Consider the following 24,300-nt stretch of genomic DNA (forward strand, 5'->3'; position numbering starts at 1 on the left):
GGAGGCCTAGCGGCCGAAGGCATCCACCACAAAATCAATGAACACCCGGGTCTTGGCCGGCATCAAGGTGCGGCTCGGGTAGTACAGCGATATCGCCCCGGCATCGCATTGCCAGTCGGGCAACAGCCGCACCAGTTCACCGCGTTCTATCTGCACGCTGACATCGGGCAGCACCACCATTGTTATCCCGAGTCCCAGCAGCGCGGCCTTGCGCATGGCCATTGGATCGTTCAGCACAATATTCGGATTCAGCAGGGCGCTGGCCTGTTCGCCAGCGCCGTTGTGCATCTGCCATTGGCGGATGCGCCCGGTGCGCAGCCCACGCATGACAATGCCCTGGTGGTCGGCGAGGTCTGTCGGATGCCGGGGCAGGGCGCGTCCGGCCAGATAGGCCGGTGAGGCCACTGCCAATATTTCAGCGGACGCCAGTCGCCGGGAAACCACGCCGGGCGTCAGCTCGAATCCGCCGCCAATCGCCACGTCGTAGCCCTCGGCGATCAAATCCACCTGACGATTCTCGAAATGCCATTCCGGGCGAATCAACGGATAGCGCGCCAGAAACTCCGGCAGCAGCGGCAGCATGTGATCGATGCCGAACGTCGGCGGCAGGCTGATCTTGAGCACACCCGCCGGCTCGCCGCGCTCGGTCGCCACTGTCGCAATTGCTGCCTGCAAGGCGTCGAGGTTGCCGCCGATGCTCGCCAGAAAACCTTCACCGGCCTCGGTCAGCGACAGCTTGCGGGTCGAGCGCTGGAACAGCCGCACGCCGAGATTGCGTTCCAGGATCGCCACATTGCGGCTGACCGCTGCCGGGGTCAGCGCCAGCAACCGTGCGGCGGCGGAGAAGCTGCCGGTCTCGGCGCTGCGGACGAAGGATTCAAGATTGGCGAGGGTTTCCATGGTTTCGACCTGATAGCGATACTTGAAGATCATTCAAGGCATTACCGGCTAATCAAGTGGGAATGGCAAGCGCAAGATTGGTTTCGAGTCTTACCCCACTTTCTGGAGAACACCATGAGCACTATCGGAATCATCGGCGCTGGCGCCATCGGTTCAGCGTTTGCCAAAGCCTTGTCGCGTCAGGGCATCCCGTTGGTCATCGCCAACAGTCGCGGGCCGGAGACCTTGTCCGGACTGGTCGCCGAACTCGGCCCGACCGCCCGCGCCGTTACCCGTGAAGACGCTGCTGCCCAGGACATCGTGCTGGTCGCAGTGAACTGGTCGAAACTGCCGACGGCGCTGGCCGGGTTGCCGGACTTCGGCGGGCGGATCGTCATCGACGCCAACAACTCGATTGAAGCACCGTCGTTCAAACCGGTGAATTTGCAGGGGCGGCCGTCCAGCGAAGTGTTCGCTGAGTGGGTGCCGGGGGCGCGGGTGGTCAAGGCGTTCAACCATCTGCTGGCGCGTTTGCTGGAAGCGGATCCGGCGTCGGAGGGTGGCAAGCGCGTGTTGTTTCTGTCCGGGGATGATGCGCAGGCCAAGGCTGAAGTGGGCGCGCTGATCGATCAGCTCGGCTTCTTCGGTATCGATCTGGGAGAGTTGAGCGTGGGCGCGCGACTGGTGCAGTTCCCGGGCGGGCCGTTGCCGGTGCTGAATCTGGTGAAGTTCGCCTGAAATCTGGGCAAAAAAATACCCGGTGCGACGTGAGTCGTACCGGGTTTGTTGCCAACGGGCAGTGGATGTCGTGGATCCGCCGCCCGCTGTTGAACCTCTTTTGCGCTTAAGCGCGTTCCAGCGCCAGGGCCACGCCTTGACCGCCGCCGATGCACAGGGTCGCCAGACCCTTTTTCGCATCACGCTTGATCATTTCGTGCAACAGGGTCACCAGCACGCGGCAGCCCGATGCACCGATCGGGTGACCGAGGGCGATTGCGCCGCCGTTGACGTTGACCTTGTCCAGATCCCATTGCAGATCTTTGGCCACTGCCAGCGATTGTGCGGCGAAGGCTTCGTTGGCTTCGATCAGGTCGAGTTGGCCGATGCTCCAGCCCGCCTTGTCCAGGCAGCGGCGGGTGGCCGACACCGGGCCGATGCCCATGATGGCCGGGTCGACGCCAGCATTGGCGTAGGCGGCGATTTTCGCCAGTATCGGCAGGCCCAGGGCCTTGGCTTTTTCGGCGCTCATCAGAATGACTGCGGCCGCGCCGTCGTTCAGCGACGAAGCGTTGCCGGCGGTGACGCTGCCGTCCTTTTTGAAAGCCGGACGCAGTTTGGCCAGGGATTCGGCGGTGGTGTCGCCGCGTGGCTGCTCGTCGACCTTGAACGCCACCGGATCGCCTTTGCGCTGCGGGATCAGGATCGGGGTGATTTCATCGACAAAACGGCCGGCCTCGATGGCGGCTGCTGCTTTCTGCTGCGATGCAGCGGCGAAGGCGTCCTGCTGCTCGCGGCTGATTTCGTACTTCTCGACCAGGTTCTCGGCGGTGATGCCCATGTGGTAGTCGTTGAACGCGTCCCACAGGCCATCGCTGATCATGGTGTCGACGATTTGCGCGTGACCCATGCGCAGACCGGTGCGTGCGCCCGGCATCACATAGTTGGCCAGGCTCATGTTTTCCTGGCCGCCGGCGATGATCACGTCAGCGTCGCCGCAACGGATCGCCTGGGCGCCGAGGTGCAGGGCCTTGAGGCCCGAGCCGCAGACCTTGTTCAGGGTCATGGCGGGTACGGCGTGGGGCAGGCCGGCCTTGATCGCCGACTGGCGCGCCGGGTTCTGGCCGGCGCCGGCGGTCAGCACCTGGCCCATGATCACTTCATCGACCTGGGCGCCGTCCAGACCGGTCTGCTCAAGCAACTGGCGGATGACCGCTGCGCCCAGATCCACGGCGGATACGGTGGCCAGCGAACCCTGGAAACTGCCGATCGCGGTACGCGTGGCGGCAACAATGACGACGTCTTGCATTTTCGAATTCCTCACTCGGCAGCGAACTGCATTTCCGGTACGTGATCCGGGACGATCAGTTTACCAGCGGTTTTGGCGACGATTTCCTCGACGCTGACGCCAGGTGCGCGTTCCTTGAGGACAAAAGCGCCATTTTCGATTTCCAGGTACGCCAGGTCAGTCAGCACGCGCTTGATGCAACCGGCGCCGGTCAGCGGCAGGCTGCACTGGCTCAGCAACTTGGACTCACCGTCCTTGGACGCGTGGGTCATGATGACGATGATGTTGTCGGCGCCGGCCACCAGGTCCATCGCGCCGCCCATGCCCTTGACCAGTTTGCCGGGGATCATCCACGAGGCTATGTTGCCTTGCACGTCCACTTCGAAGGCGCCCAGCACGGTCAGGTCGACGTGGCCGCCGCGGATCATCGCGAAGGATTCGGCGGAGCTGAAGATCGATGCGCCGATACGCGCAGTCACGGTTTGTTTGCCGGCGTTGATCATGTCGGCGTCGATGGTGTCTTCAGTCGGAAACGGGCCCATGCCGAGCAGGCCGTTTTCCGATTGCAGCATGACTTCCATGCCTTCGGGGATGTAGTTGGCGACCAGGGTAGGGATGCCGATGCCGAGGTTCACGTAGTAGCCGTCCTGCATTTCGCGGGCGACGCGTTGAGCCATTTGTTCGCGGGTAAGTGCCATGTTCTTGTTCTCCGTCAGCCTGGATTATTTGCGGATGGTGCGTTGTTCGATGCGTTTTTCGAACGTGCCGCAAATGACCCGGTCGACGTAGATGCCGGGCGTGTGGATGTGTGTCGGATCCAGTTCGCCGGGTTCGACGATTTCTTCGACTTCGACCACGGTGATCTTGCCGGCGGTGGCGGCCAGCGGGTTGAAGTTCTGGGCGGTGTGGCGGTAGATGACGTTGCCGAAGTGGTCGGCTTTCCAGCCTTTGACGATGGCGAAGTCGCCGGTGATGGACTCTTCCATCAGGTACTTGCGACCGTGGAATTCACGCACTTCCTTGCCTTCGGCGACCGGGGTTCCGACGCCGGTGGCGGTGAAAAACGCAGGGATGCCGGCACCGCCTGCGCGCATTTTTTCGGCGAGGGTGCCTTGCGGGGTCAGGACGACTTCGATGTCGCCTTTGAGCAGTTGCTCTTCGAACAGTTTGTTTTCGCCCACGTAGGAGGCGACCACTTTTCTGATCTGGCGATCGGTCAGCAGCACGCCGAGGCCGAAACCATCAACGCCGCAGTTGTTGGAGACGACGGTGAGGTCGCGGGTGCCTTTGCGCTTGATCTCGGCGATCAGGTTTTCCGGAATGCCGCACAGGCCGAAGCCGCCAGCGATCACGGTCATGCCGTCTTCAAGGCCTGCCATGGCTTCCTCGTAGGAATACACGCGCTTGTCGAAACCTGCCATATGCACCTCTTTTATTGTTTGTCGGGCGGCTGGCTAGCCGAATGGTTGGAGTGTCTCGCCGGGGGATATATTTGTTAAGTTGATTTTTAAGGTTGATTGATTGATAAAGCTCAACAATGGACTTGGTTCTCTGTTGATCGTTCCCACGCTCCTGCGTGGGAACGCAGCCCGTGACGCTCCGCGTCACTGGACGCAGAGCGTCCCCGGAGGCATTCCCACGCAGAGCGTGGGAACGATCAAAATGCTGATATGGAAGCATAGCGTTATGACCATCAAGCAGATGCGCGCCTTTCTCGCCGTGGCCCAGAGCCTGAGCTTTGCCGTGGCCTGTGAGCGTCTGCACTTGTCGCAATCGGCGCTGAGCCTGACCATCAAGGCGCTGGAGGAGGGGCTGGGCGGGCGTCTGTTCAGCCGCAATACGCGCAACGTGGCGCTGACCCCTGAAGGGGAATCGCTGCTGCCGCTGGCCCGGCGCCTGATCGCCGACTGGGACAACGCCGAAGACGAAATGCGCCAGCGTTTCAGTCTGCAACGCGGCCGAGTGACGCTGGCGGCGATGCCGTCGTTTGCCGGTAATCTGTTGCCGCCTATCCTCAAGACCTTCCGTGCGCGCTATCCGAACGTCAACGTGACGGTCAACGACGTGATCAACGAACAAGTGCTGGAAATGGTCCGCGATCGCCAAGTGGAACTCGGCGTGGCGTTCGAGCCGATGCAGAACACCTCGTTGACCTTCACGCCTCTTTATAAGGATCGCTTTGTCGCGGTGGTGCCACAGGATTCGCCGCTGGCCCAGCGCACCGACATCGACTGGCAGACCTTGCTGCAGGAACCGTTCATCACCCTGCAACGACCGTCCACGGTGCGGGTGATGCTTGAGGAGCACTTGCAGGCCCGGGGCATGAAACTGCCGGTGGAGTTTGAAAGCCATCAACTGGCGACGGTCGGGCGGATGGTCGCCAGTGGGCTGGGCGTCAGCGCGGTGCCAGCGTTGTGCGCCGAGCAGATGCGTGAGCTGGGCGCGCGGTGTCTCACGTTGCATGAACCGGTGGTGGAGCGGGCGATTGGCGTATTGACTGATTCCGGGAATGAATTGTCGGCGGCGGCGCAGGCGCTTTTTGACATTCTCAAGGCTGAACACTGACCTTCGGAGGTCACGAAGTCAGGCGTTGTGTCAGAAGTGGCAATAGCTGTTCGCAGGACGCTTCAATCTTCAAATCCAGCAATTCATCCGCCCGCGTCTTCCCCAGGTTGATCGCAATCAGCGGCTTGCCCCGATCCGCAATCACCCGGCACAGGCGAAACGCCGAATACGCCATCAACGACGAACCAACTACCAGCATCCCGGCAGCATTCTCCGCTGCCGCCATGGCCCGAGCCGCTGTGGGCTGTGCCACGTTCTCACCAAAAAACACCACATCCGGTTTCATCCGCTCGCCTTCGCAATGCGGACAATGCGGCACCTGGAAGCGTGCCTCGAAGGCCGGGTCGAGCAGGGTGTCGCCGTCCGGCGCCTGCACCGCATCGACGCCCGCCAGATACGGGTTCTGCGTTTCCATCAATTGCTGAATCGAATCCCGCTCGCTGCGCAAACCGCAATCCAGACACAGTACCCGATGCAGGCTGCCGTGCAGTTCGATGACGTCGTGGCTGCCGGCCTGATCGTGCAAGGTGTCGACATTCTGGGTGATCAGGTCGCCTATCCGGCCGTGGCTTTGCAAGCTGGCCAGCGCTTCATGAGCCGCGTTTGGCTGGGCCTGACGCACACGGGGCCAGCCGAGCATCGCCCGGGCCCAGTAGCGGCGGCATGATTCGGGCGCCGACAGAAACTCTTGATACATCATCGGCTGTCGGCCCCGGCGTACACCGTTGGTGTCGCGGTAATCGGGGATGCCCGACGGCGTGCTGATTCCGGCGCCGGTCAGGACCACGAAATCGCCCTCGGCCATGGCCTGTTGCAGGTAATCGAGATGTTCGTGGAGGGGGCGGTCGAGCATGGTCAGCGCTCCGCAGGCTGTGAGTGCCTTGCAGGTTAGCACTGTCGGGCGCCTCTTAAAGAGGCGCCCGGTGCCGACGTTTACTTGCGAGCCTCCAGAATCAGGTTGAACGGCGTCTGCGTTGCCCGCCGGAACTGCTTGAACCCGGCTTCACTGAACACTTTGCGCAGGCGCATCTCGCCGGCCTGCGCACCGAGCCCCAGGCCCACTTCCTGAGACAGCGAGTTAGGTGTGCAAATGAACGTCGATGCTGCATAGAAAAGCCGCCCGACCGGGTTGATATTGTCGTCCAGCGTATCGTTGGCAAAGGGCTCAACCAGCAACACGGTGCCGTCGTCCTTCAGGCAATCGTAGGCATGCCGCGCCGCGCCGACAGGGTCGCCCATGTCGTGCAGGCAGTCGAAGTAGCAGATCAGGTCGTAGTCATCGCCGGGAAAGCTTTTCGCCGAGCCCTGGAAAAACTTCGCGCGACTGCTGACGCCGCCTTCTTCAGCCCGCTGGGTGGCAACGGTGACTGAGGGCGCGTGGTAATCAAACCCGACAAAACGCGAGTTGGGATAAGCCTGGGCCATGATCACCGTGGAGGCGCCATGACCGCAGCCGACATCGGCGACCTTGGCGCCGTCTTCGAGTTTGGCCACAACACCCTCCAGCGCCGGCAGCCATTCGGCAATCAAATGTCCTTTGTAGCCGGGGCGGAAGAACCGTTCAGTGCCGGTGAACATGCACGGATGGTGATCACCCCAGGGCAGGGCGCCATTGCCGCGCATGGCTTTGACCAGTTTGTCCTTGTCGTGGAAAAACGACGCCACCACGCCGAGCCCACCGGCCACGTAGACCGGCGAATCTTCCTTGGCCAGGGCCATCGCCTGTTCTTCCGGCAGGCGGAATTTGCCGTCCAGGTGTTCCATGTAGCCGGACGCGGCGTGGGCGCTCAGCCATTCGCGAACCAGTCGGGTGTTGCAGGCGGTTTTTTCGGCGAGGGTTTCCGGGGTGATCGGCTGGCTGTCGGCCATGGCTTTATACAAGCCAAGTTCTTCGCCGACGATGACATTGGCCAGCATCGCCGCGCCGCCCATGTCGTTGACCAGTTTGCCCATGAACTCGTTGAGTCTGGCCTCGTCCATGTCATGTGCTCCTGTTAAGGATCACAGTCCGGTGGTGTTGGGGGTCGAGGCATTCACCACCGGGCGGTGGTCGTGGAAACGGGCAGGGCGACACTGCTGTCCTGCGTCCCCCTCGACTGGGTAATGATTGAGTCTAGTCGGTGTTGGTGCCGGTGGGAGCGGGCTGCGTGGATTTCGAGGCTGTGAATCGTTGTATATCGCGACGGTGCGTGGATACACAGACCAGCCTAGCGTGGGCTCCCGAATTTTCCGCCGACGCTTCCTGTCCTGTGCGAAACGATGCGACTCAGGGCGATTTCGCTTTTTGAGGCCAAGACAGAGCGCCGGCCCATGTCCGCCAGGAGCAAACGGCGGGCGAAAAAAAACCGCCTTGCGGGGCGGTTTTCTAGCAAGCCTCAGATTGCGGCTGAGGCTTAGTGCGTCTCACCGGAAGCACTGGCGTGGAGGTCATGCTATTGAGCTTTTCCTATTCTTGCAACGTAATTTTTACCCACCATAAGTAGGTGTATCAGAGATCACTGGGCAGTGATTTCAGTACTTGATGTCGGAGAGCGATACTGACAGAAATAACAGTTTACAAAAAGACGCGCTTCTTTCGTTTGAGAATCACTGGGCCGAGACTTACCACCTGCGATTCCAGGTTAACATGCGCGCGCTCACACCCTGGTGCAGCGGTAGGGTTTGGCTGGTGGCCTAACGATTTCACGCCCTCTGACACGGTTTTGCATCCGTGCCGGAATGATGTTTCGGAGGGATTTCAACCGGCCGCCTCACCGGAAGTACTGGCGTGTTCTTCCAAAGGCACGCGTGATCCGGTAAGTGCGCTGGAGGTTTGGCCCCCAACCTTGGAGGCCAAAACGTATGAAGCTTTTTTTGCGTACGTTGAGCCTCGTATGGAGATTGTTGAAAGCGTTTCGCTTTTACGAGTTCCTGCGAGACCACTTTGACGACCTGAAGTAACGGTCGTTGGTGTGGGGAAAAACCCGTGTCAGTTTCGACTGATGCGGGTTTTTTTTTTGCCTCATTAATCTGTCAAAAATGATAATTAAATCAGCTGATTCTCGTGCGAAGGTAGGGCATTTCGGCGGCATCTGTAGGTGTCATCCGAAAGCTCTGAACTCTTCGGTCTGTCAGGAACCGGGGCGAGCTTCGAACGTCGCGTGTTTGGTATTAGGCATGCCGCTCACTAAGAGGGCAGCAGGTCTGTATCCCATTGTGTACAGACCCGCCACCGATACAAAACCCGCCACTTCCCGCGCATTGCCCACACAGCCGCGATACACCTGCCGGTTTAACTGAGTCTGTCAGTCGCCACGCCCGGCGGCTCCTCAGCAGAGATCTTGCCCATGCAGACTCCCCACCCCACCTTGCAGGCCAGCGTCGGGCTCGGCCTGCGTCGCGGCCTGATGAAGGATCTTCAAGCCGCCCGTACCGGCGATTTCGACTTTCTCGAAGTCGCCCCGGAAAACTGGATCGGCGTCGGCGGTGCCCATGGCGCCGCGCTGCGCGAACTGGCCGAGCGCTTTCCGTTGTCCTGCCACGGTTTGTCGTTGTCGCTCGGCGGTTCGGCGCCGCTGGACGTCGACTTCCTCCGGGAAGTCCGGGTGTTTCTCGATCATTACAACGTGCCGCTGTACAGCGAACACTTGAGCTATTGCAGCGACGACGGCCATCTCTACGATCTGTTGCCATTGCCGTTCAACGAAGAGGCGGTGCGTCACGTGGCTGCGCGGATTCGTCAGGCCCAGGACATCCTCGGCCGGCGCCTGGCAGTGGAAAACGTTTCCTATTACGCCGCGCCCCGGCAGGACATGGACGAGGTGACCTTCACCAACGCTGTGCTGCGCGAGGCCGATTGCGACCTGCTGCTGGACGTCAATAACGTCTACGTCAACTCGATCAACCACGGTTTCGACCCGCTGACGTTTCTCGCCGGGATCGAATCGGGACGGGTGGTCGGGATGCACGTGGCCGGGCATTTCGACGAGTCCGACACGCTGAAGATCGACACCCACGGCGCGTCGGTGAAACCTGTGGTCTGGTCGCTGCTGGCGGACGCCTATGCACGCTTTGGCGCCCAGCCGACCCTGCTCGAACGCGACTTCAACCTCCCGGCATTCTCCGAGTTGGTGGCGGAGTTGCAGACTATTCGCCGCTTGCAGAATCAGGGAGGCCAACGTGGATAACCTTGAGCAGCAACAACGGGCGCTGACTCGCTACCTGCGCGATCCCGAGAACCAGACGCCACCGGCCGACATGAACGCGGCGCGGGTCAATGTCTATCGGGACCTGGTGTTCAACAATGTCTCGCAACTGCTGGGCGGGACCTTTCCGGTGTTGATCCGGATCATCGGCGAGCAACGCTGGCGCACCCTGATTCGTGGCTTTCTTCGGGACTACCGGGCGCAGACACCGAAATTCAGCGAGATCGCCGAGGAGTTTGTCGGTTACCTCGCGTCGGAGCCCGCCGTATTGAGCGTGGGCGAGTGGCCGGCGTTTCTGGTGGAGCTGGCGCATTACGAGTGGGTGGAAATGGTGTTGCAGCAGTCCGACGCCGAACCGCTGCCGTCAAGTGATCCCGCGTTGCTGGTGGAGCGGCCATTGCAGGTTTCGGCGCTGGCGTGGCCATTGGCGTATGCGTGGCCGGTGCAAGTCCTCAGTCCGGATCATCAACCGTCTACACCACCGGCCCAGCCAACCTTGTTGCTGGTACGGCGTGCGGTGGATTTCAGTGTGAAGTTTTCCGAGTTGAGTCCGTTGGCGTGGCGGTTGTTGCAGCGCATTGGCGAGTTCCCTGCGCTGAGCGGTCGTGAACAACTGGAAGGGTTGGCGATGGAAGCGGGTTTGCCGGGAACAGCATCGTTCATGGACAGTGGTTTAGCGTTGTTGCAACAGATGCATGAGGACGGCGTGATCGGAATCAACTGAGCCCACAAACAAAAAAAGACCCGGGGGGCAAGATAGCTCCCCGGGTCTTTTTGTTTGTCTCAGGCCTGAAGCGGCAACTTCAGCTCTGCACACAACCCGCCACCGTCACGGTTGCTCAGATTCAGCGAACCACCCAGAGCCATCGCCAGTTGCTGGGCAATCGCCAGACCCAGCCCGGTGCCACCCGTGCTGCGGTTGCGTGAGTTTTCCACGCGGTAGAACGGCTCCATTACCTGTGCCAGTTCCTCTTCGGCAATGCCAGGGCCTCGATCCATGACTTTGATCGACAGCTCGGTGTGTTTGCGCTCGACGTGCAGTTCGGCAGCGCCGGCGAATTTCAGTGCGTTGTCGGTCAGGTTGACCAGCACCCGGCGCAAGGCGTGGGGACGGGTGTCGATGACGGCATCGCTCTTGCCGCTCAATTGCACTTCCTTGCCCATGTCCTGATAGTCGAACACCAGGCTGTCGAGGAATGAATCCAGATTGGTGCGCCGACTTTCTTCGGTCGAGCCGTGGATGCTGCGCGCATAGGCCACGCCTTCACGCACCAGATGCTCCATCTCGCCGAGGTCGTTCCACAGTTTGTCCTTTTCCGCCGAATCGTCCATGAACTCCGCGCGCAGTTTCATCCGGGTGATCGGGGTTTGCAGGTCGTGGGAAATCGCCGCCAGCAATTGCATGCGTTCCTTCAGGTACGCGGCGATCCGTGCCTGCATGGTGTTGAACGCACGGGCGGCATAGGCCACTTCGTTCGGGCCCTTTTCGTCCAGATTGATCGGGTGGGCGTTGGGGTCGAGGGTTTCCACCGCATTGGCCAGGCGAGTCAGCGGGCGGATGGCGATGCGTACCGCCAACCAGGTACAGGCAATCATCAACGCCAGTTGCCCGAGCAATACCACTGGTAACCACGGCGACAGCGGCACCATCGAAGGTCGCACGTCGATGGTCACCGGGCTGCCGTCGCTCAGGCGCAAATGGCCTTGAAAGTGCTTTTTCGGCCCCGGAATGTCGGTGAAGGTCAGCGGGTAGGCTTCGCCGATGGCATCGGTGATCGAGGTGACGGCAATCGGCACGTCGCCGGGGCCGATCGGCGTGCCCGGTTCGCCTTCGCTCAGCAGGTAACCGTAGTTGTTCCGGGCCAGGCGTTCGAGCCACATCGGGCGTTCGTCGGCGGGCAGGCGGTCGAGGATCGCGATCGAGGTCGAGACGTCGGTTTCCAGGTTGCCGAGCATGGTGTTTTTCGCACTTTCATAGCGCTCGTAATACTGCGCCCCGAACGACAGCGCCTGCGCCAGCAGCAAACCGATCAGGAAAATCAGCGACAACCGTGAGGCCAGGGTACGCGGCCAGTGCAGGGCAAACGTCATGCGGGGGCTCCGAGGATTTCAACCGGTAGCGAGAACACATAACCTTCACTGCGCACGGTCTTGATGTAGGCCGGTTCGCGGGCATCGTCCAGCAGACGCTGGCGCAAACGGCTGACCAGCAGATCGATGGAACGGTCGAACAGATCGGCGTCGCGGCCCTGGGTCAGGTTGAGCAATTGATCGCGGCTCAGCACCCGTTGCGGATGATCGAGGAACACCCGCAGCAAACGGTATTCCGCACCGCTCAGGGCGACCATGGTGCCGTCGGTATCCAGCAGATGCCGGGCCGAGGTGTCGAGCTGCCAGCGACCGAACGCCAGCAAACGGCCGCTTTCGGTCACCACCAGATTGGGCGGCAGCATCCGTGTGCGGCGCAGCACTGCGTTGATCCGCGCCAGCAGTTCCCGGGCGGCGAAAGGCTTGGTCAGGTAGTCGTCGGCGCCCATTTCCAGGCCGATGATGCGGTCGGTTTCGTCGTTGCGGGCGGTGAGCATCAGGACCGGCGTGGCCTTGTGTTTGCCGGCGCGCAGTTCGCGGCACAGCAGCAGGCCGTCATCGCCCGGCATCATGATATCGAGCACGATCAGGTCGACGGTGTTGGCTTCCAGAAAGCTGCGCATCTGCCGGCCATCGGCGACTACGGTGGTGCGCAGGCCGTTCTTCTTCAGGTAATTGCCAACCAGTTCGCGAATCTCGCGGTCGTCGTCGACGATGAGAATGTGATCGACATGATCCATGGAGCCAAACCTCTATCAAGGGGGGAATGTCTCGCAGTCTATAGAGCCCGCGCGGGCTCGCCTGCCTGCCTTTGTATTGCAGTGTATCTGCCGCAACGACGGATACACGGGGACGCAAAATCACGATCTTTTCAGGGTTTTGTATCGCTGTGTATCCCTCGGCGCCAGAGATACGTAGCGATTTATACCTGCCGTTTCCCGACACAGACGGGATACCTCGCGAGCTTTAAATGAGCTCCATCGAGGCACACCACAGCGCCTCGGCTCAATCAACGACCTGCCCATTGAAGCCTTGAGGAAATCGCCATGAACAACAAATCCGTAATCGCCGCCTGCCTGTTTGCCGCCCTGAACATCTGCACCCTGTCGGCCCGTGCCGAAGCGGTTGCCGCTCCGCAAACCTACACCTACGGCACGCATCTGGACATCCAGAAAGTGATCTCGATGAAAGAGGACAAATCGATGACCTGCGGCATCGTCGACGCCCGTATGACTTACCTCGATTCGGCCGGTCAGACCCGCGTTCTCGACTACAGCAAATTCGCCGACGGTTGCGACAACCAGAACTGATCCGCCACCCACTTAAAGGAAGACCGCCATGAACAACGTATCGCGTTTCTTGACTGCCATTGCCTTCTCGTTTGCCGGTGTCGCGGCGCATGCCAACAGCGCCGTCGAACAGAATAGCTGCGCCGGCAGCACCTGCTTTCAACTGAGCCCGGTGGCCAAACAGGGCAGCGATGCCTTGATCGCCGCCGACGGCGCCAGCCGCACGCCGCAAGGCCAGATGGTCGCTGCGGACGGCTCCAGCCATACGCCACAAGGCCAGATGGTCGCGGCGGACGGCTCCAGCCATACGCCACAAGGCCAGATGGTCGCCGAAAACGGCGCCAGTCGGACCCCGCAGAGCCAATGGCTGGACAGCCAGACCGCTTGAGCCCCGTGCGTGTCTGCCGGTGATCGGCAGACACCTGTTTTATCGGCAGACCGCCCATCCTTCAAGAGGTGAACCTCATGTTCATTATCGCTTTCCTGGGCGGTCTGTTGACTGTCCTCAGCCCCTGCATCCTGCCGGTGGTGCCGTTCCTGTTTGCAGGCGTTGACCGCAGCCGTTCCTCGATCCTGCTGACCCTCGGCGGCATGGCCCTGACTTTCGCGGCGATTTCCAGCCTGGCGGTGGTCAGCAGCGAGTGGGTGATTCAGGCCAACAACACGGGTCGGCACATCGCGCTGGTGGTGATGGTGCTGTTCGCGCTGTCGCTGATTTCCGCGCGCATTGGTGACTGGCTGGCGCGGCCGTTTGTATTGCTCGGCAATCGTCTCGATCCGGACACCCGGCAAAAGGCCGGCCCCATGGGCTCGATCATGATCGGTGTCGCCACTGGCCTGTTGTGGGCTCCGTGTGCCGGTCCGATCCTCGGCGTGATCCTCACCGGCGCCATGCTGCAAGGCGCCAATGCCCAGACCAGTCTGTTGCTGCTGGCTTACGGTGCGGGCAGTGCGCTGTCGCTGGGGACGCTGATCTTCGCCGGCCGCGGCCTGGTCAACCGGTTGAAACCGTCGATCCCGTTTACCGGCTGGTTCCGGCGCGGGGCGGGCGTTGCGGTGTTGGCGGCGGCCGCGGTGATCTCCACCGGTGCGGATAAAACCATGCTGGCCGGCACCTCGTCCGAAGGCGTCGCGAGCGTCGAGAAAAACGTATTGGAAAATGCGCCGAAAGTGGTCGACTACCTCATCAGCAAAGTGCGGGCGGATTCGACTTCCGATGAGCAGGGCAAAGGCGCGATGCCGTCACTGGCCGGCGCGGTGCAATGGCTGAACTCACCGCAACTGAACGCCGAGTCCCTGCGAGGCAAAGTGGTGCTGGTGGACTTCTGGACCTACGACTGCATCAACTGCCAGCACACCCTGCCATACGTGAAGGAATGGGAGAAAAAGTACGGCAAGGACGGCCTCGTGGTGATCGGCGTGCACACCCCGGAATACGGTTACGAGCGGATCATCGACAACGTCAAGGATCAGGTGAAGAAACTCGGCATCACCTACCCGGTGGCCATCGACAACAACTACGCGATCTGGCGCAACTTCGACAATCAGTACTGGCCTGCGCACTACCTGATCGATGCCAAGGGCCAGGTGCGTTACACCCACTTTGGCGAGGGCCGTTATGAGGCGCAGGAGCAGATGATTCAGCAACTGCTGAAAGAGGCCAAGGCTCCCGCAGCCTGAACCGCGAACATCAATGGCTCACAGGTCGCGCACCATGAGCCATTGTTCGTTGTCCCAGGCCTGAAAACGCTCCATTACTCTCCACCCGCGTTTGGCGTAGTAGTCCTGCTTGTTCTGCGTATGCAGGTAGAAACGCGGCAGGCCTCGCTTCCTGGCTTCCTCGGCAATCCCTTCGATCAACTTTTCTGCCAGCCCCTGACCGCGAGATTCGGGGCTGACCAGCACGCAGGCCAGCCAAGGTTCCAGATCCGGTCGTTGCGCAAGATCTGCACGAGCCAGTGCCGCGCCGCCGAGCAAACGCTCGCCGTCCAGTGCGATCAGGCAGCGCCAGTCGCCATTGGTTTGTCCTTCGGCAAATTCTCGCTGCCATTCGGCCAACGGTTGATGGGCATATTCGTAGTGAAACTGGCGGTGGATCCACTCGGCGTAAGTGTCGCTGTGCTGCATGTGGTCAGCGAGCCATTCGAGGCGCAAAGACATGGTCGGATTCCGTTCGCGGTTCGGGCCTGCATCAGAGCCGATCCGTCGACACCTTGGCAACCCCCGGCAGTGTTTCGGGGCCTTTACAAAATCCCGCCATTCATCGGCGAAAGCCCGGTTTTACAGGCTCTTTAGACGATTGGAGGGGACGCCGGGCGGCCTCGGCGCGATAGTGGACGAGCAGGGTGGAGTGAGCCCTGTCACACATAAAAAGAAAGCGAGGTTGCCATGCCGAAATTCGTGATTGAACGCGAGATTCCAGGGGCCGGAAAGCTGTCGGAGCAAGAACTCAAGGCCGTATCGCAAACGTCCTGCAACGTACTGCGTGAACTCGGGCCAGAGGTGCAGTGGTTGCAGAGTTATGTGACTGCCGACAAGATCTATTGCGTGTACATCGCACCCAACGAAGAGCTGGTGCGCGAACACGCCCGGCAAGGGGGATTCCCGGCCAACAGCGTGTCCCGGGTAATGAGCATCATCGACCCGACGACCGCCGAGTGACGCCTGAACCAACCTGTCGTGGAGCACCCATCGATGAGTACACCCGTTGATCTCACTGCCCTGAAGGAACGCCAGAAAGTCGCCTGGGCCAGCGGCGACTACGCCGTGATCGGCACCACCCTGCAGATTGTCGGAGAAACCCTCGCCGAAGCCTGCGATCTGCGTTGCGACGAAGAAGTGCTGGACGTCGCCGCCGGTAATGGCAATGCCACGCTGGCGGCAGCGCGCCGTGGTTGTCTGGTGATGTCCACCGACTATGTCGCGGCGCTGCTGGAACGCGGCCAGGACCGGGCGCGGGCCGAGCACCTTGACGTGACCTTTCAGGTGGCCGACGCCGAAGCACTGCCGTTTGCCGATTCCAGTTTCGATGCGGTGCTGTCGACTTTCGGTGTGATGTTCGCACCGGATCAGGTCAAGGCTGCGAAGGAGCTGGCGCGGGTCTGTCGCCGTGGCGGGCGAATCGGCCTGGCCAACTGGACACCGGAAGGCTTCGTCGGCCAGATGTTCAAGACCCTCGGCCGTCATCTGCCACCGCCACCCGGCGCGCAGCCACCGTCGAACTGGGGCGCGGAAGCCTGGTTGCATTCGCAGTTCGATGATCGCCAGTTCCAGGTGCAGGTGACTCGTCGTCACTTCAACTTCCGCTATCGCTCGGCGGCGCACTTCATCGACATCTTCCGCCACTGGTACGGGCCGGTGCACAAGGTGTTCGCGGCGTTGCCGCCGGAGAGCGGGCAGGCGCTGGAAGGGGATCTGACGCAATTGATCGACGGGCTGAACCGGGCAGGGCCGGAGTCGATGGTGGTGCCCAGTGAGTATCTGGAGGTGGTGATGACCAAACGCTGAGCGCAAACCCGTGTGGGAGCGAGCCTGCTCGCTCCCACGGGATTTCTATTTCAGGTGCGAAGCATCAAACCACTCCAGCGCCGTGCGCCAGATGCAGATGCCGAGAAAGTACGCCGACGCCAGCAACCAAAGGCCCATCACCAGCGGGTTGATCACCGGGTGGTTGATCACCAGCGACAGACTGCACAGCAACCAGATCGCCGTCACCGCGATGTTGATCGGCATGAAGCGGCGCACGCGGAACGGGTGCAGGAACTTCATCCGGGTGATGGTCAGCAACGCCAGGCCGATCACGGTCAGGAAGGTGATCCACGGCCCCGGGCCGATGATGTACAGGCACAGCGCAACCACGTTCCACGCGGCGGGGAAACCGACGAAATAGTTGTCCTTGCTCTTCATGTTGACGTTGCAGAAGCAGAACAGCGACGACACCAGAATCAGCGACACCGTCAGCAACAGCGTGTAGTCGGGCAGGGGAATGTAGCGATAGATGAACAGCGCCGGAATGAACACGTAGGTCAGGTAATCGATCACCAGATCGAGGATCGATCCGTCGAAACTCGGCAGTACCGACTGCACGTTGACCTTGCGCGCCAGCGCGCCGTCGAGGCCGTCGACGATCAGCGCCACGCCCAGCCACATCAGGCAGTGGGTCGGCTGGTTTTCCAGCAGGGCGAGGGTGGCCAGAAAGGCAGTGACCACGCCAGTCGCGGTGAAACCATGGGCGCCCCAGGCCTTGAGCCTGGCGATGTGGACGGTCGATATCACAGGGGCGTTCTCCAGAAAGTGAAGCGAGCCGGGTGTCACGCTTGGTTGACAAGGGTGGCGGCCAATCGGGTCGGGTTTGCAGCTATCGACCGGTCGGGCCGGTATAAGGTTCACCCTTCATGAATCTTAGCTGGCCGGGAAAATTTTTCGACGCCGAAATCGCTTCCCCGCAGCAGCGTCAGCCAAACGGTGCTGGCACAACGCGTGCGGAGGTCTATCGTTGCCTGACGCTGTTACGCCTTTGCCTGAGGACGATGTCATGAACACCAGTGATCTGCTTGAACAACTGCTGCGAGGCCAGGCCTCGGCGGGACAACAAAGTGGCGCTTCGGCCGGCGATGGTCTGGGCGGGCTCGGCGGTTTGCTGGGTGGCCTGCTGGGCGGCGGCGGTAACAGCGGCGGCGGTTCGCCTGCCGGAGGATTGGGCGGTCTGGGCGGGTTGCTCGGTGGATTGCTTGGCGGCGGCGGAGGATTGGGTGGCGGGGCGCTGGGCGGTGGTACGCAGAGTCGCTCCGGCGGCACCAACTACGCGGCACTGGCCTCGCTGGGCATGATGGCGTTCCAGGCGTACCAGGCCTGGCAGCGCAGTCAGGCGTCGGCGGCGCCGCAGGAGACGCCACAAACCGCAGACCTGTTGGCCGGCCCGCAAGTCGAAGAACACAGCCACGCGGTGCTGCGCGCGCTGATCGCGGCAGCCAAGGCCGACGGCCGGATCGACGATTCGGAGAAACACCTGATCAGCAGCGAAATCGGCCGCCACACCGACGACCCGAACCTGCAGCAATGGCTCGACGCCGAAGTTGCCAAGCCTCTTGATGCCAGCGAAGTCGCGCAAGCCGCCAACAACGACCCGGCGGTGGCCGCCGAAATGTACATCGCCAGCGTGATGCTGGTGGACGATCAGCAGGACGCCGAGCGCAATTACCTGGATGAACTGGCGGCGGCACTGCAGATCGATCCCGAGTTGCAGGTGCATCTGGAGCAACAGGCCAAAGGCACCGCCTGAAACCCATCTCTCACAGCCTTCGGCAACTTCTGTTCAGGAAATAGAGTTGTCGGGGGCTCCGTCCGTCCGGGCAAATTTCACGTCGATTGAATTTTTGCTGCGCGCTGCCTCTCTGCTGCTTTAGAGGCGCGTGAACCAGCGTCCTGCCAATTGACCGGGAAATCTGCCATGACCGTCCTGACACGTCTGCAAGCCACGCCCGCCCACGCGCAATCGATCCATCCCGGTGGGGGCTTGCGTTGTCTGTATGAAGCATTGCTCTCAGGGGAAAATGCCCAGGCTCTGGCGCGACCGTTTCTCGAAGAACAACTGCAGCAGGCTGCGCAATTGCCAGAGACATTGCCGGCAGATCCTTCGTCGTGGCACGACTGGGTGGCCGCGCACTGTACCGATGTCGCCCGGCAGTACGCCGAGTATCTGCAACATCGCAAGAACGGTGGCTCGCGGCAGTTCTTCAGTTGCAAGGCTCACGCGCTGTATTTCCTGCAAGCGGTAGCACCGACCAAACTAGTCGACGGCGCCTGGCTTTACAGCCTGTTACAGCACTGGTGCGATCCGCGTTTCAGCGGCCTGGTCAGCACCTATCTAGAGGAACTTGGCGAAGGTAATCCTGCGCAAAATCATGTAGTGATTTACCGCAAACTGCTGGCCGAACATGGCCTGGAACACACGGGTTCCTTGGCAGACGAGCGTTATCTGCAAGGTGCTTTGCAACTCGCGCTGGGTGCCTGCGGCGAAGACTTTTTGCCAGAAGTCATTGGCTACAACCTCGGCTATGAACAACTGCCCTTGCACCTGTTGATCAGCAGTTATGAGCTGAGCGAGCTGGGCATCGATCCGTATTACTTCACCCTGCATGTGACCATCGATAACGCCAGCACCGGCCATGCGCACAAAGCCGTGCAGGCCGCGTTGGACCTGACGCCGCTGGAGGCGGATCGTACCGATTTCCTGCGCCGGGTTTCGCGGGGTTATCGGCTTAATGATTTGGGGCAGGGCAGTCGCGCCATCATCGAGGGTTTCGATTTGCCGCGTGAGTTGCTGGCCATGCTCGAACGCAAGCGCGCCTTCGGCCAGCACATGCATTCGGACTACTGCCGGTTTGAAGGCAAGACCGTCAATCAATGGCTGGCCGCGCCCGAACAACTGCCCGGATTTCTCCAGGCCCTGCAAGACAAAGGCTGGATCAAGCGCCATCAAGACCCTCAGGCCAGCCGCTTCTGGCAACTGATCGAGGGCGATGGCGCGGCAATGTTCGGCGTGTTCAATGGCTACGAAAAACAATTGCTGCACGACTGGATTGCCGGTGACTGGGCGCCTGCGACCCGATCGGCTCCGGCTCGACGTCGTAGTCACGTAACTCCTGCAAGCGCGGTGTCCGCGCGGGATCCCGATGTCCAGCAATTGAACGCGGCACTGCACGGGAAGGATGGTCACGGACAGATGGCGGCGCTGATCCCCTGGCTGGCGCCGGCCCGGCACGCGCATCCGGCCGGGTTGCTCGCGACTCGCCGCTTCATCGAGCTCAAATCCAGTCTGGATTGAGGGAGTCGCCCATGAATCAGGAAGCGTTGCTGTCCGCCGACGACCTCGTGCTGTTGCAACTGGGCCGGCGCTTGCAGGCTGATGGTTACCGGTTCGTCACACCGACGCCATTGACCCATCAGCGGGTCAATCAGCGCGACGAAGGGCAGGCGGTCGATTGCCTGCGTGATGTATTCGGCTGGTCGCGTTCTTTTGAACCGGGGTTGCTGTCCGCCGACGAGCAGCGGCAATTGCAGGAGGCGCAAATCCTGGAGGTCTGCGATGGGCGTCTGAAGAGTCGGGTGCGCTGGTCGAGCCTGGACGATTTGCTGTTCGTGCATTCGGGGTTTCCTACCGAGGCGGCCGATTCGGTGTTCTTCGGCCCGGATACCTATCGCTTCGCCCAACTGATTCACAGCCATTTGCATCAGAGCTATGCCCCGATCCAGCGCGCTGTGGACATCGGTTGCGGCGCGGGTGTCGGTGCAATTCTGATTGCCCGAGCCCGACGCCAGGCAGAGGTGCTGGCACTCGACATCAACCCGGCGGCGTTGCGCCTGACCACCATCAACGCGGCGCTGGCGGAAGTGGCCAACGTCGAAGTACTGGCCAGTGACGTGTTGCAAGGCGTGGAGGGCGATTTCGATCTGATCGTCGCCAACCCGCCGTACATGGCAGACCCGGCGGGACGCGCCTACCGCCACGGGGGCGGGACGCTGGGTGCGGGGTTGTCGTTGCGCATAGTCGAGCAGGCGCTCAATCGCCTGACGCCCGGAGGCTCGCTGTTGCTCTACACCGGTGTGGCGATGGTCGATGGCCGTGATCCGTTTTTCGACACCGTGGTGCCACGGCTGGACGCAACGCGGTTCGGCTGGACTTATCGTGAAATCGATCCCGATGTCTTTGGCGAAGAGTTGTTGAACGTCGGTTACCAACGGGTCGAGCGAATCGCCGTGGTGGCGCTGACCGTGACCCGGACTGGATGAAACAAGGCAGGTGCGCCATGAGCAGGAACCTCGACGACTACAACCGGATGCGCGACTTCTCGGCGACCTCGGAACCGGCAGCCGTCAAGCGGCGGGGCAAGAAGGCCGGCGCAGATCACGCGTTGCAGTTCTGCATCCAGAAGCACGACGCGTCGCACCTGCATTATGACTTTCGCCTGGAACTCGACGGTGCACTCAAGAGCTGGGCGGTGCCCAAGGGGCCGTCGCTGGATCCGAAGGTCAAGCGCCTGGCGGTGCATGTCGAAGACCATCCGCTGGATTACGCGACCTTCGAAGGCAATATTCCCGAGGGCCATTACGGCGCCGGGGATGTAATCGTTTGGGATCGCGGCGTGTGGATCCCGCTGGAAGACCCGCAGAAGGCCTACGCCAAGGGCAAGCTCAAGTTCGAGCTGCAAGGCGAGAAGCTCGGCGGCATCTGGAATCTGGTGCGCACCCATATGCCGGGCAAGCAGGAGCAATGGTTTCTGATCAAACATCAGGACAGTGCCGCCCGGCCGCAAAGCGATTACGACGTGCTGATCGCCGAGCCGGACAGCGTGCTCAGCGAGCGCACCTTGGTCGACAAGCCAAAACTTGATGCCAGACAAGTCAAACCGCTCAAAAAGCCAACGCTCAAACCGGCCTCGGGAAAGCTTGTCGGTGCACACAAGGCCCGGATTCCCGCGCAGTTGAAACCACAACTGGCCACGCTGGTGGACAGTGCGCCGGTGGGAGACTGGAGCTACGAAATCAAGTTCGACGGCTATCGGATCATGGCGCGCATCGATCATGACGACGTGCAGTTGTTCACCCGTAACGGTCATGACTGGACGCACAAACTGCCGGAGCAAGCCCAGGCGCTCGCCGCGCTGGGGCTGGAATCGGCCTGGCTTGACGGTGAAATGGTCGTCGCCGACGAAGAGGGTGTTCCGGATTTTCAGGCGCTGCAGAATGCGTTCGAAGCCAACCGCAGCGCGAACATCATTTATTACCTGTTCGACCTGCCTTACCTCAACGGCGTCGATCTTCGCGAAGTACCGGTCGAAGAGCGGCGCGCGGCGCTGGCTACGGTGTTGAAGGCGCACAAGGATCCGCTGTTGCGCTTCTCCGAAGCGTTCGACGAAACCCCGGAGGCGTTGCTCAACAGCGCCTGCCAGATGCAGATGGAAGGCCTGATCGGCAAGCGTCTCGGCTCGCCCTACGTGTCACGGCGCAGCAGCGACTGGATCAAGCTCAAGTGCAAGCATCGTCAGGAATTCGTGATTGTCGGCTATACCGATCCGAAGGGTTCGCGCAGTGCGTTTGGTGCGTTGTTGCTGGGCCTGCATGATCGTGACAGCGGTGAATTGCGTTATGCGGGCAAGGTCGGCACCGGTTTCAATGAGGCCACGTTGAAAAGCCTGCTTGCGCAGTTGAAGCCCTTGCGGGCGAAGAAACCGGCCGTGGTCAACCCGCCGAGTGGCTTCGAGGTCAAAGGCGTGCACTGGTTGAAACCGAGTCTGTTGGCGGAAGTCGCGTTTGCCGAGATGACTCAGGACGGTTCGGTGCGCCATGCGGTGTTTCATGGCGTGCGTGAGGACAAACCGGCCCGGGAGATCACTCAAGAGAGGGCCAAAACGGTGAAACAGTCTGAATCAGAGCCCGGCCTGGCCAGCAGCAAGGTGCGCATCACTCACCCCGACCGGGTGATCGACGCCAGCAGCGGCACCACCAAGATGCAACTGGTCGAGTATTACGCCAGCGTCGCCGAGTGGATCCTGCCGCAACTCAAGGATCGCCCCGTGGCGCTGGTGCGGGCGCCGGACGGCATTGCTGGCGAGCTGTTCTTCCAGAAAAACGCCGAACACCTTGCGATCCCGGGCATCCGCACGCTGGACAAGGACGTCACCGGGCAACCGGTCATGTTGATCAACAATGCCGAAGCGCTGGTCGGCGCGGTGCAGATGAGCACGGTCGAACTACACACCTGGAACGCCACCACGGTGGACCTGGAGAAGCCCGACCGCTTCGTTCTCGACCTCGACCCGGACCCCGCGTTGCCCTGGAAAAGCATGGTCGAAGCCACCGCCCTGACCCTGACCGTTCTGGATGAACTGGGTTTACGGGCATTCCTCAAGACCAGCGGCGGCAAAGGCATTCATCTGGTGGTGCCGCTGATCCGCAAGCACGGTTGGGACGAGGTCAAGGATTTCAGCCATGCCATCGTCAGCCACATGGCTAAACAGTTGCCGGAGCGGTTTTCGGCAGTGTCCGGGCCGAAGAACCGGGTGGGGCGGATCTTCATCGATTACCTGCGCAACGGGCTCGGCGCTACGACCATTTGCGCTTACGCGGCGCGGACCCGCGATGGATTGCCAGTGTCGGTGCCGCTGTTTATCGATGAAGTGAAGACGATCAAAGGCGGCAATCAGTGGAATATTCATAACGTCCACGAACGGCTGGCGGAGGTCGGCGATGAGCCCTGGGCGGACATGAAGAAAACCCGGCAAAGCATCACGGCCGAAATGCGCAAACGGGTCGGCATGAAGAAATGATCAAGTGTCGCGCAGCAAGTCGTGGGCGTTGAGCAATTGGAAGGCGACTTCCGGATGTTTTTTCAGACCGCGGCGGATGGCGGCCGGAATGGATTGTTTTGTCTTGCGGCAGAGGCCCGGCAGTTCGTCGATCCTGATATCGATCCCGAGCATGGTTTTGACCACGTTGTCACCGGGGGCGATTTCCACGCGAATGCCTAACTGCTCGAACATCCGGCCTTGCAGGCGTTCGAGATCGGCCAGGCTTTGCAGGTTTTCCAGACGATCCAGCAGGCGTTTTTCCTCCTGCCGGGTCAGCAACAGGATGCGTATATCTGCACCAGGATTTTCCAGCAGCGGATCGCGCCCGCAGTCGCAGACACCGGGAGGGCAGGGGGAGCGGATCGGGGCGGAAATCGTCATGGCCTCCATCATAGAGGCCGTTCGACGGTTTTGCCCATGGTCGCCCGGCTGCCGTCCATCGGCAGAGTGCAGAGCTGGCGACATCGAGCGTACGGCTTACTGCGACAAGCCTTCGTAATGAACCAGGATGGCGTTGGCCAGCTCTTCATCGCTGGCATTCAGGCCGGGGTTGTCCTGGCGAACTTGTTGCAGCACCGACTCCAGATACACGCCACGAATGGCACCGCCGCTGGCGACGAAGGCGGACAGGTCGTCACGGGCCGGAATCACCATTTTGTGATCCTTGAAGGTGGAGTACAGCGATGCTGAAACACCCGCCGATGTGGCGACATCCCCCGCATCCACACGGGCGAAGGCCGAACCAAAGGGCAGGCACAGCACAAGAGACGAAACGAGTAATAAACGACGCATGACGGTGTTCCTCCAGCAGCGTAAAGCGAAAAGGAAGTTCCACATAATGTGAGAGGTGCCGCGTGGCTCGGGAGTTCCATGGGCCGGAACAAGTTGTCGGGGCTGCAAACCGAGAACTGCCGCACAGTGTTCTTTTTTACCGGATGTGA

25 protein-coding genes are annotated in these 24,300 nt (G+C 61.2%); 13 read left to right on the forward strand and 12 right to left on the reverse strand.

The window, feature by feature from the left end; all coding sequences use genetic code 11:
• Positions 1 to 6 precede the first annotated feature (6 nt).
• Positions 7 to 900, reverse strand: a complete 894-nt coding sequence (locus AC07VV_RS00410; protein ID WP_495034801.1) for a LysR family transcriptional regulator — start codon at positions 898 to 900, stop codon at positions 7 to 9.
• A gap of 51 nt (positions 901 to 951) precedes the next feature.
• Here AC07VV_RS00410 and AC07VV_RS00415 point away from each other — a divergent pair, with 51 nt between their 5' ends.
• A complete protein-coding gene (locus AC07VV_RS00415) occupies positions 952 to 1,617 on the forward strand; it encodes an NADPH-dependent F420 reductase (RefSeq protein ID WP_495035912.1) in 666 nt (221 codons plus the stop codon).
• A gap of 106 nt (positions 1,618 to 1,723) precedes the next feature.
• Here the strand turns inward: AC07VV_RS00415 and AC07VV_RS00420 are convergent, their stop codons facing one another.
• From AC07VV_RS00420 to AC07VV_RS00430, 3 genes are read right to left on the reverse strand one after another with little or no spacing between them, the layout of a single operon-like run.
• Complete coding sequence (locus AC07VV_RS00420) at positions 1,724 to 2,905, reverse strand: acetyl-CoA C-acetyltransferase (RefSeq protein WP_495034802.1); 1,182 nt, start codon at positions 2,903 to 2,905, stop codon at positions 1,724 to 1,726.
• Between the two features lie 11 nt (positions 2,906 to 2,916).
• On the reverse strand, positions 2,917 to 3,582 hold the full coding sequence (locus AC07VV_RS00425; protein ID WP_007956272.1) for a CoA transferase subunit B: 666 nt from the start codon (positions 3,580 to 3,582) through the stop codon (positions 2,917 to 2,919).
• 24 nt (positions 3,583 to 3,606) lie between these two features.
• Entirely contained in the window at positions 3,607 to 4,305 is a 699-nt protein-coding gene (locus tag AC07VV_RS00430; protein ID WP_495034803.1) for a CoA transferase subunit A, read from the reverse strand.
• Between the two features lie 265 nt (positions 4,306 to 4,570).
• Here AC07VV_RS00430 and AC07VV_RS00435 point away from each other — a divergent pair, with 265 nt between their 5' ends.
• Positions 4,571 to 5,449 carry a LysR family transcriptional regulator gene (locus AC07VV_RS00435; protein ID WP_495034804.1) on the forward strand — a complete coding sequence of 293 codons (879 nt, stop codon included), beginning with the start codon at positions 4,571 to 4,573 and terminating at the stop codon, positions 5,447 to 5,449.
• Between the two features lie 10 nt (positions 5,450 to 5,459).
• Here AC07VV_RS00435 and AC07VV_RS00440 read toward each other — a convergent pair whose 3' ends face one another.
• Together AC07VV_RS00440 and AC07VV_RS00445 are read right to left on the reverse strand one after the other, a co-directional pair.
• On the reverse strand, positions 5,460 to 6,302 hold the full coding sequence (locus tag AC07VV_RS00440; RefSeq protein ID WP_495034805.1) for an NAD-dependent protein deacetylase: 843 nt from the start codon (positions 6,300 to 6,302) through the stop codon (positions 5,460 to 5,462).
• An 80-nt stretch (positions 6,303 to 6,382) separates the two neighbouring features.
• Complete coding sequence (locus AC07VV_RS00445; RefSeq protein WP_495034806.1) at positions 6,383 to 7,429, reverse strand: class I SAM-dependent methyltransferase; 1,047 nt, start codon at positions 7,427 to 7,429, stop codon at positions 6,383 to 6,385.
• Positions 7,430 to 8,775: 1,346 nt separating this feature from the next.
• Between AC07VV_RS00445 and AC07VV_RS00450 the strand changes: the two genes are divergently transcribed.
• Both AC07VV_RS00450 and AC07VV_RS00455 read left to right on the forward strand, forming a co-directional pair.
• Positions 8,776 to 9,615 carry an HvfB family MNIO-type RiPP peptide maturase gene (locus AC07VV_RS00450; RefSeq protein ID WP_495034807.1) on the forward strand — a complete coding sequence of 280 codons (840 nt, stop codon included), beginning with the start codon at positions 8,776 to 8,778 and terminating at the stop codon, positions 9,613 to 9,615.
• Positions 9,608 to 10,357 carry an HvfC family RiPP maturation protein gene (locus AC07VV_RS00455; RefSeq protein ID WP_495034808.1) on the forward strand — a complete coding sequence of 250 codons (750 nt, stop codon included), beginning with the start codon at positions 9,608 to 9,610 and terminating at the stop codon, positions 10,355 to 10,357. The genes AC07VV_RS00450 and AC07VV_RS00455 overlap by 8 nt, the downstream gene beginning before the upstream one ends.
• Before the next feature lie 59 nt (positions 10,358 to 10,416).
• On the opposite strand, the gene AC07VV_RS00460 is transcribed toward AC07VV_RS00455, so the two are convergent.
• Positions 10,417 to 11,724 carry a sensor histidine kinase gene (locus AC07VV_RS00460; RefSeq protein ID WP_495034809.1) on the reverse strand — a complete coding sequence of 436 codons (1,308 nt, stop codon included), beginning with the start codon at positions 11,722 to 11,724 and terminating at the stop codon, positions 10,417 to 10,419.
• Positions 11,721 to 12,461 carry a response regulator gene (locus tag AC07VV_RS00465; protein ID WP_085708690.1) on the reverse strand — a complete coding sequence of 247 codons (741 nt, stop codon included), beginning with the start codon at positions 12,459 to 12,461 and terminating at the stop codon, positions 11,721 to 11,723. Before AC07VV_RS00465 ends, AC07VV_RS00460 begins: the two co-directional genes overlap by 4 nt.
• Positions 12,462 to 12,767: 306 nt before the next feature.
• Here AC07VV_RS00465 and AC07VV_RS00470 point away from each other — a divergent pair, with 306 nt between their 5' ends.
• The 3 genes from AC07VV_RS00470 (at position 12,768) to AC07VV_RS00480 (ending at position 14,690) form a co-directional block, all read left to right on the forward strand.
• Positions 12,768 to 13,031: a DUF2790 domain-containing protein gene (locus AC07VV_RS00470; protein ID WP_096822885.1), complete on the forward strand. Its 264-nt coding sequence runs from the start codon at positions 12,768 to 12,770 to the stop codon at positions 13,029 to 13,031.
• A 28-nt stretch (positions 13,032 to 13,059) separates the two neighbouring features.
• Complete coding sequence (locus AC07VV_RS00475) at positions 13,060 to 13,398, forward strand: hypothetical protein (protein WP_495034810.1); 339 nt, start codon at positions 13,060 to 13,062, stop codon at positions 13,396 to 13,398.
• 77 nt (positions 13,399 to 13,475) lie between these two features.
• Positions 13,476 to 14,690 (forward strand): cytochrome c biogenesis protein DipZ, encoded by a 1,215-nt coding sequence (locus AC07VV_RS00480; protein ID WP_495034811.1) that lies wholly within the window; start codon positions 13,476 to 13,478, stop codon positions 14,688 to 14,690.
• 18 nt (positions 14,691 to 14,708) lie between these two features.
• On the opposite strand, the gene AC07VV_RS00485 is transcribed toward AC07VV_RS00480, so the two are convergent.
• Entirely contained in the window at positions 14,709 to 15,170 is a 462-nt protein-coding gene (locus tag AC07VV_RS00485; protein ID WP_495034812.1) for a GNAT family N-acetyltransferase, read from the reverse strand.
• Positions 15,171 to 15,398: 228 nt separating this feature from the next.
• Between AC07VV_RS00485 and AC07VV_RS00490 the strand changes: the two genes are divergently transcribed.
• Together AC07VV_RS00490 and AC07VV_RS00495 are read left to right on the forward strand one after the other, a co-directional pair.
• Positions 15,399 to 15,671 (forward strand): DUF4242 domain-containing protein, encoded by a 273-nt coding sequence (locus AC07VV_RS00490; protein WP_495034813.1) that lies wholly within the window; start codon positions 15,399 to 15,401, stop codon positions 15,669 to 15,671.
• Between the two features lie 33 nt (positions 15,672 to 15,704).
• Positions 15,705 to 16,517 (forward strand): class I SAM-dependent methyltransferase, encoded by an 813-nt coding sequence (locus AC07VV_RS00495; RefSeq protein WP_495034814.1) that lies wholly within the window; start codon positions 15,705 to 15,707, stop codon positions 16,515 to 16,517.
• 45 nt (positions 16,518 to 16,562) lie between these two features.
• On the opposite strand, the gene pcsA is transcribed toward AC07VV_RS00495, so the two are convergent.
• Positions 16,563 to 17,285, reverse strand: a complete 723-nt coding sequence (gene pcsA, locus AC07VV_RS00500) for a phosphatidylcholine synthase (protein ID WP_096822879.1) — start codon at positions 17,283 to 17,285, stop codon at positions 16,563 to 16,565.
• A gap of 259 nt (positions 17,286 to 17,544) precedes the next feature.
• Here pcsA and AC07VV_RS00505 point away from each other — a divergent pair, with 259 nt between their 5' ends.
• The 4 genes from AC07VV_RS00505 to ligD all read left to right on the forward strand — a co-directional run bounded on the left by AC07VV_RS00505 (position 17,545) and on the right by ligD (position 23,338).
• Complete coding sequence (locus AC07VV_RS00505; RefSeq protein ID WP_495034815.1) at positions 17,545 to 18,291, forward strand: tellurite resistance TerB family protein; 747 nt, start codon at positions 17,545 to 17,547, stop codon at positions 18,289 to 18,291.
• A gap of 168 nt (positions 18,292 to 18,459) precedes the next feature.
• Positions 18,460 to 19,836 (forward strand): iron-containing redox enzyme family protein, encoded by a 1,377-nt coding sequence (locus AC07VV_RS00510; RefSeq protein WP_495034816.1) that lies wholly within the window; start codon positions 18,460 to 18,462, stop codon positions 19,834 to 19,836.
• 11 nt (positions 19,837 to 19,847) lie between these two features.
• The gene (locus tag AC07VV_RS00515) at positions 19,848 to 20,801 is read left to right on the forward strand and encodes a methyltransferase (protein ID WP_495034817.1); all 954 of its coding nucleotides are present in this window, start codon (positions 19,848 to 19,850) and stop codon (positions 20,799 to 20,801) included.
• Positions 20,802 to 20,818: 17 nt separating this feature from the next.
• A complete protein-coding gene (gene ligD, locus AC07VV_RS00520) occupies positions 20,819 to 23,338 on the forward strand; it encodes a DNA ligase D (RefSeq protein ID WP_495034818.1) in 2,520 nt (839 codons plus the stop codon).
• Here the strand turns inward: ligD and AC07VV_RS00525 are convergent, their stop codons facing one another.
• Both AC07VV_RS00525 and AC07VV_RS00530 read right to left on the reverse strand, forming a co-directional pair.
• Complete coding sequence (locus tag AC07VV_RS00525; RefSeq protein ID WP_273539430.1) at positions 23,339 to 23,740, reverse strand: hypothetical protein; 402 nt, start codon at positions 23,738 to 23,740, stop codon at positions 23,339 to 23,341.
• A 96-nt stretch (positions 23,741 to 23,836) separates the two neighbouring features.
• A complete protein-coding gene (locus tag AC07VV_RS00530; RefSeq protein ID WP_096822876.1) occupies positions 23,837 to 24,151 on the reverse strand; it encodes a DUF2388 domain-containing protein in 315 nt (104 codons plus the stop codon).
• Positions 24,152 to 24,300: the final 149 nt, after the last annotated feature.

It is taken from the genome of Pseudomonas sp. GW821-FHT02C04 (assembly GCF_059421845.1).

Coding starts and splice junctions, on each gene's coding strand:
- AC07VV_RS00510 (WP_495034816.1), top strand. CDS start 18,460: ATGACCGTCCTGACACGTCTGCAAGCCACGCCCGCCCACGCGCAATCG.
- AC07VV_RS00425 (WP_007956272.1), bottom strand. CDS start 3,582: ATGGCACTTACCCGCGAACAAATGGCTCAACGCGTCGCCCGCGAAATG.
- AC07VV_RS00460 (WP_495034809.1), bottom strand. CDS start 11,724: ATGACGTTTGCCCTGCACTGGCCGCGTACCCTGGCCTCACGGTTGTCG.
- AC07VV_RS00505 (WP_495034815.1), top strand. CDS start 17,545: ATGAACACCAGTGATCTGCTTGAACAACTGCTGCGAGGCCAGGCCTCG.
- AC07VV_RS00515 (WP_495034817.1), top strand. CDS start 19,848: ATGAATCAGGAAGCGTTGCTGTCCGCCGACGACCTCGTGCTGTTGCAA.
- AC07VV_RS00525 (WP_273539430.1), bottom strand. CDS start 23,740: ATGACGATTTCCGCCCCGATCCGCTCCCCCTGCCCTCCCGGTGTCTGC.
- AC07VV_RS00420 (WP_495034802.1), bottom strand. CDS start 2,905: ATGCAAGACGTCGTCATTGTTGCCGCCACGCGTACCGCGATCGGCAGT.
- AC07VV_RS00410 (WP_495034801.1), bottom strand. CDS start 900: ATGGAAACCCTCGCCAATCTTGAATCCTTCGTCCGCAGCGCCGAGACC.
- AC07VV_RS00465 (WP_085708690.1), bottom strand. CDS start 12,461: ATGGATCATGTCGATCACATTCTCATCGTCGACGACGACCGCGAGATT.
- AC07VV_RS00435 (WP_495034804.1), top strand. CDS start 4,571: ATGACCATCAAGCAGATGCGCGCCTTTCTCGCCGTGGCCCAGAGCCTG.
- AC07VV_RS00450 (WP_495034807.1), top strand. CDS start 8,776: ATGCAGACTCCCCACCCCACCTTGCAGGCCAGCGTCGGGCTCGGCCTG.
- AC07VV_RS00485 (WP_495034812.1), bottom strand. CDS start 15,170: ATGTCTTTGCGCCTCGAATGGCTCGCTGACCACATGCAGCACAGCGAC.
- ligD (WP_495034818.1), top strand. CDS start 20,819: ATGAGCAGGAACCTCGACGACTACAACCGGATGCGCGACTTCTCGGCG.
- AC07VV_RS00530 (WP_096822876.1), bottom strand. CDS start 24,151: ATGCGTCGTTTATTACTCGTTTCGTCTCTTGTGCTGTGCCTGCCCTTT.
- AC07VV_RS00475 (WP_495034810.1), top strand. CDS start 13,060: ATGAACAACGTATCGCGTTTCTTGACTGCCATTGCCTTCTCGTTTGCC.
- AC07VV_RS00430 (WP_495034803.1), bottom strand. CDS start 4,305: ATGGCAGGTTTCGACAAGCGCGTGTATTCCTACGAGGAAGCCATGGCA.
- AC07VV_RS00470 (WP_096822885.1), top strand. CDS start 12,768: ATGAACAACAAATCCGTAATCGCCGCCTGCCTGTTTGCCGCCCTGAAC.
- AC07VV_RS00490 (WP_495034813.1), top strand. CDS start 15,399: ATGCCGAAATTCGTGATTGAACGCGAGATTCCAGGGGCCGGAAAGCTG.
- AC07VV_RS00440 (WP_495034805.1), bottom strand. CDS start 6,302: ATGCTCGACCGCCCCCTCCACGAACATCTCGATTACCTGCAACAGGCC.
- AC07VV_RS00445 (WP_495034806.1), bottom strand. CDS start 7,429: ATGGACGAGGCCAGACTCAACGAGTTCATGGGCAAACTGGTCAACGAC.
- AC07VV_RS00480 (WP_495034811.1), top strand. CDS start 13,476: ATGTTCATTATCGCTTTCCTGGGCGGTCTGTTGACTGTCCTCAGCCCC.
- AC07VV_RS00495 (WP_495034814.1), top strand. CDS start 15,705: ATGAGTACACCCGTTGATCTCACTGCCCTGAAGGAACGCCAGAAAGTC.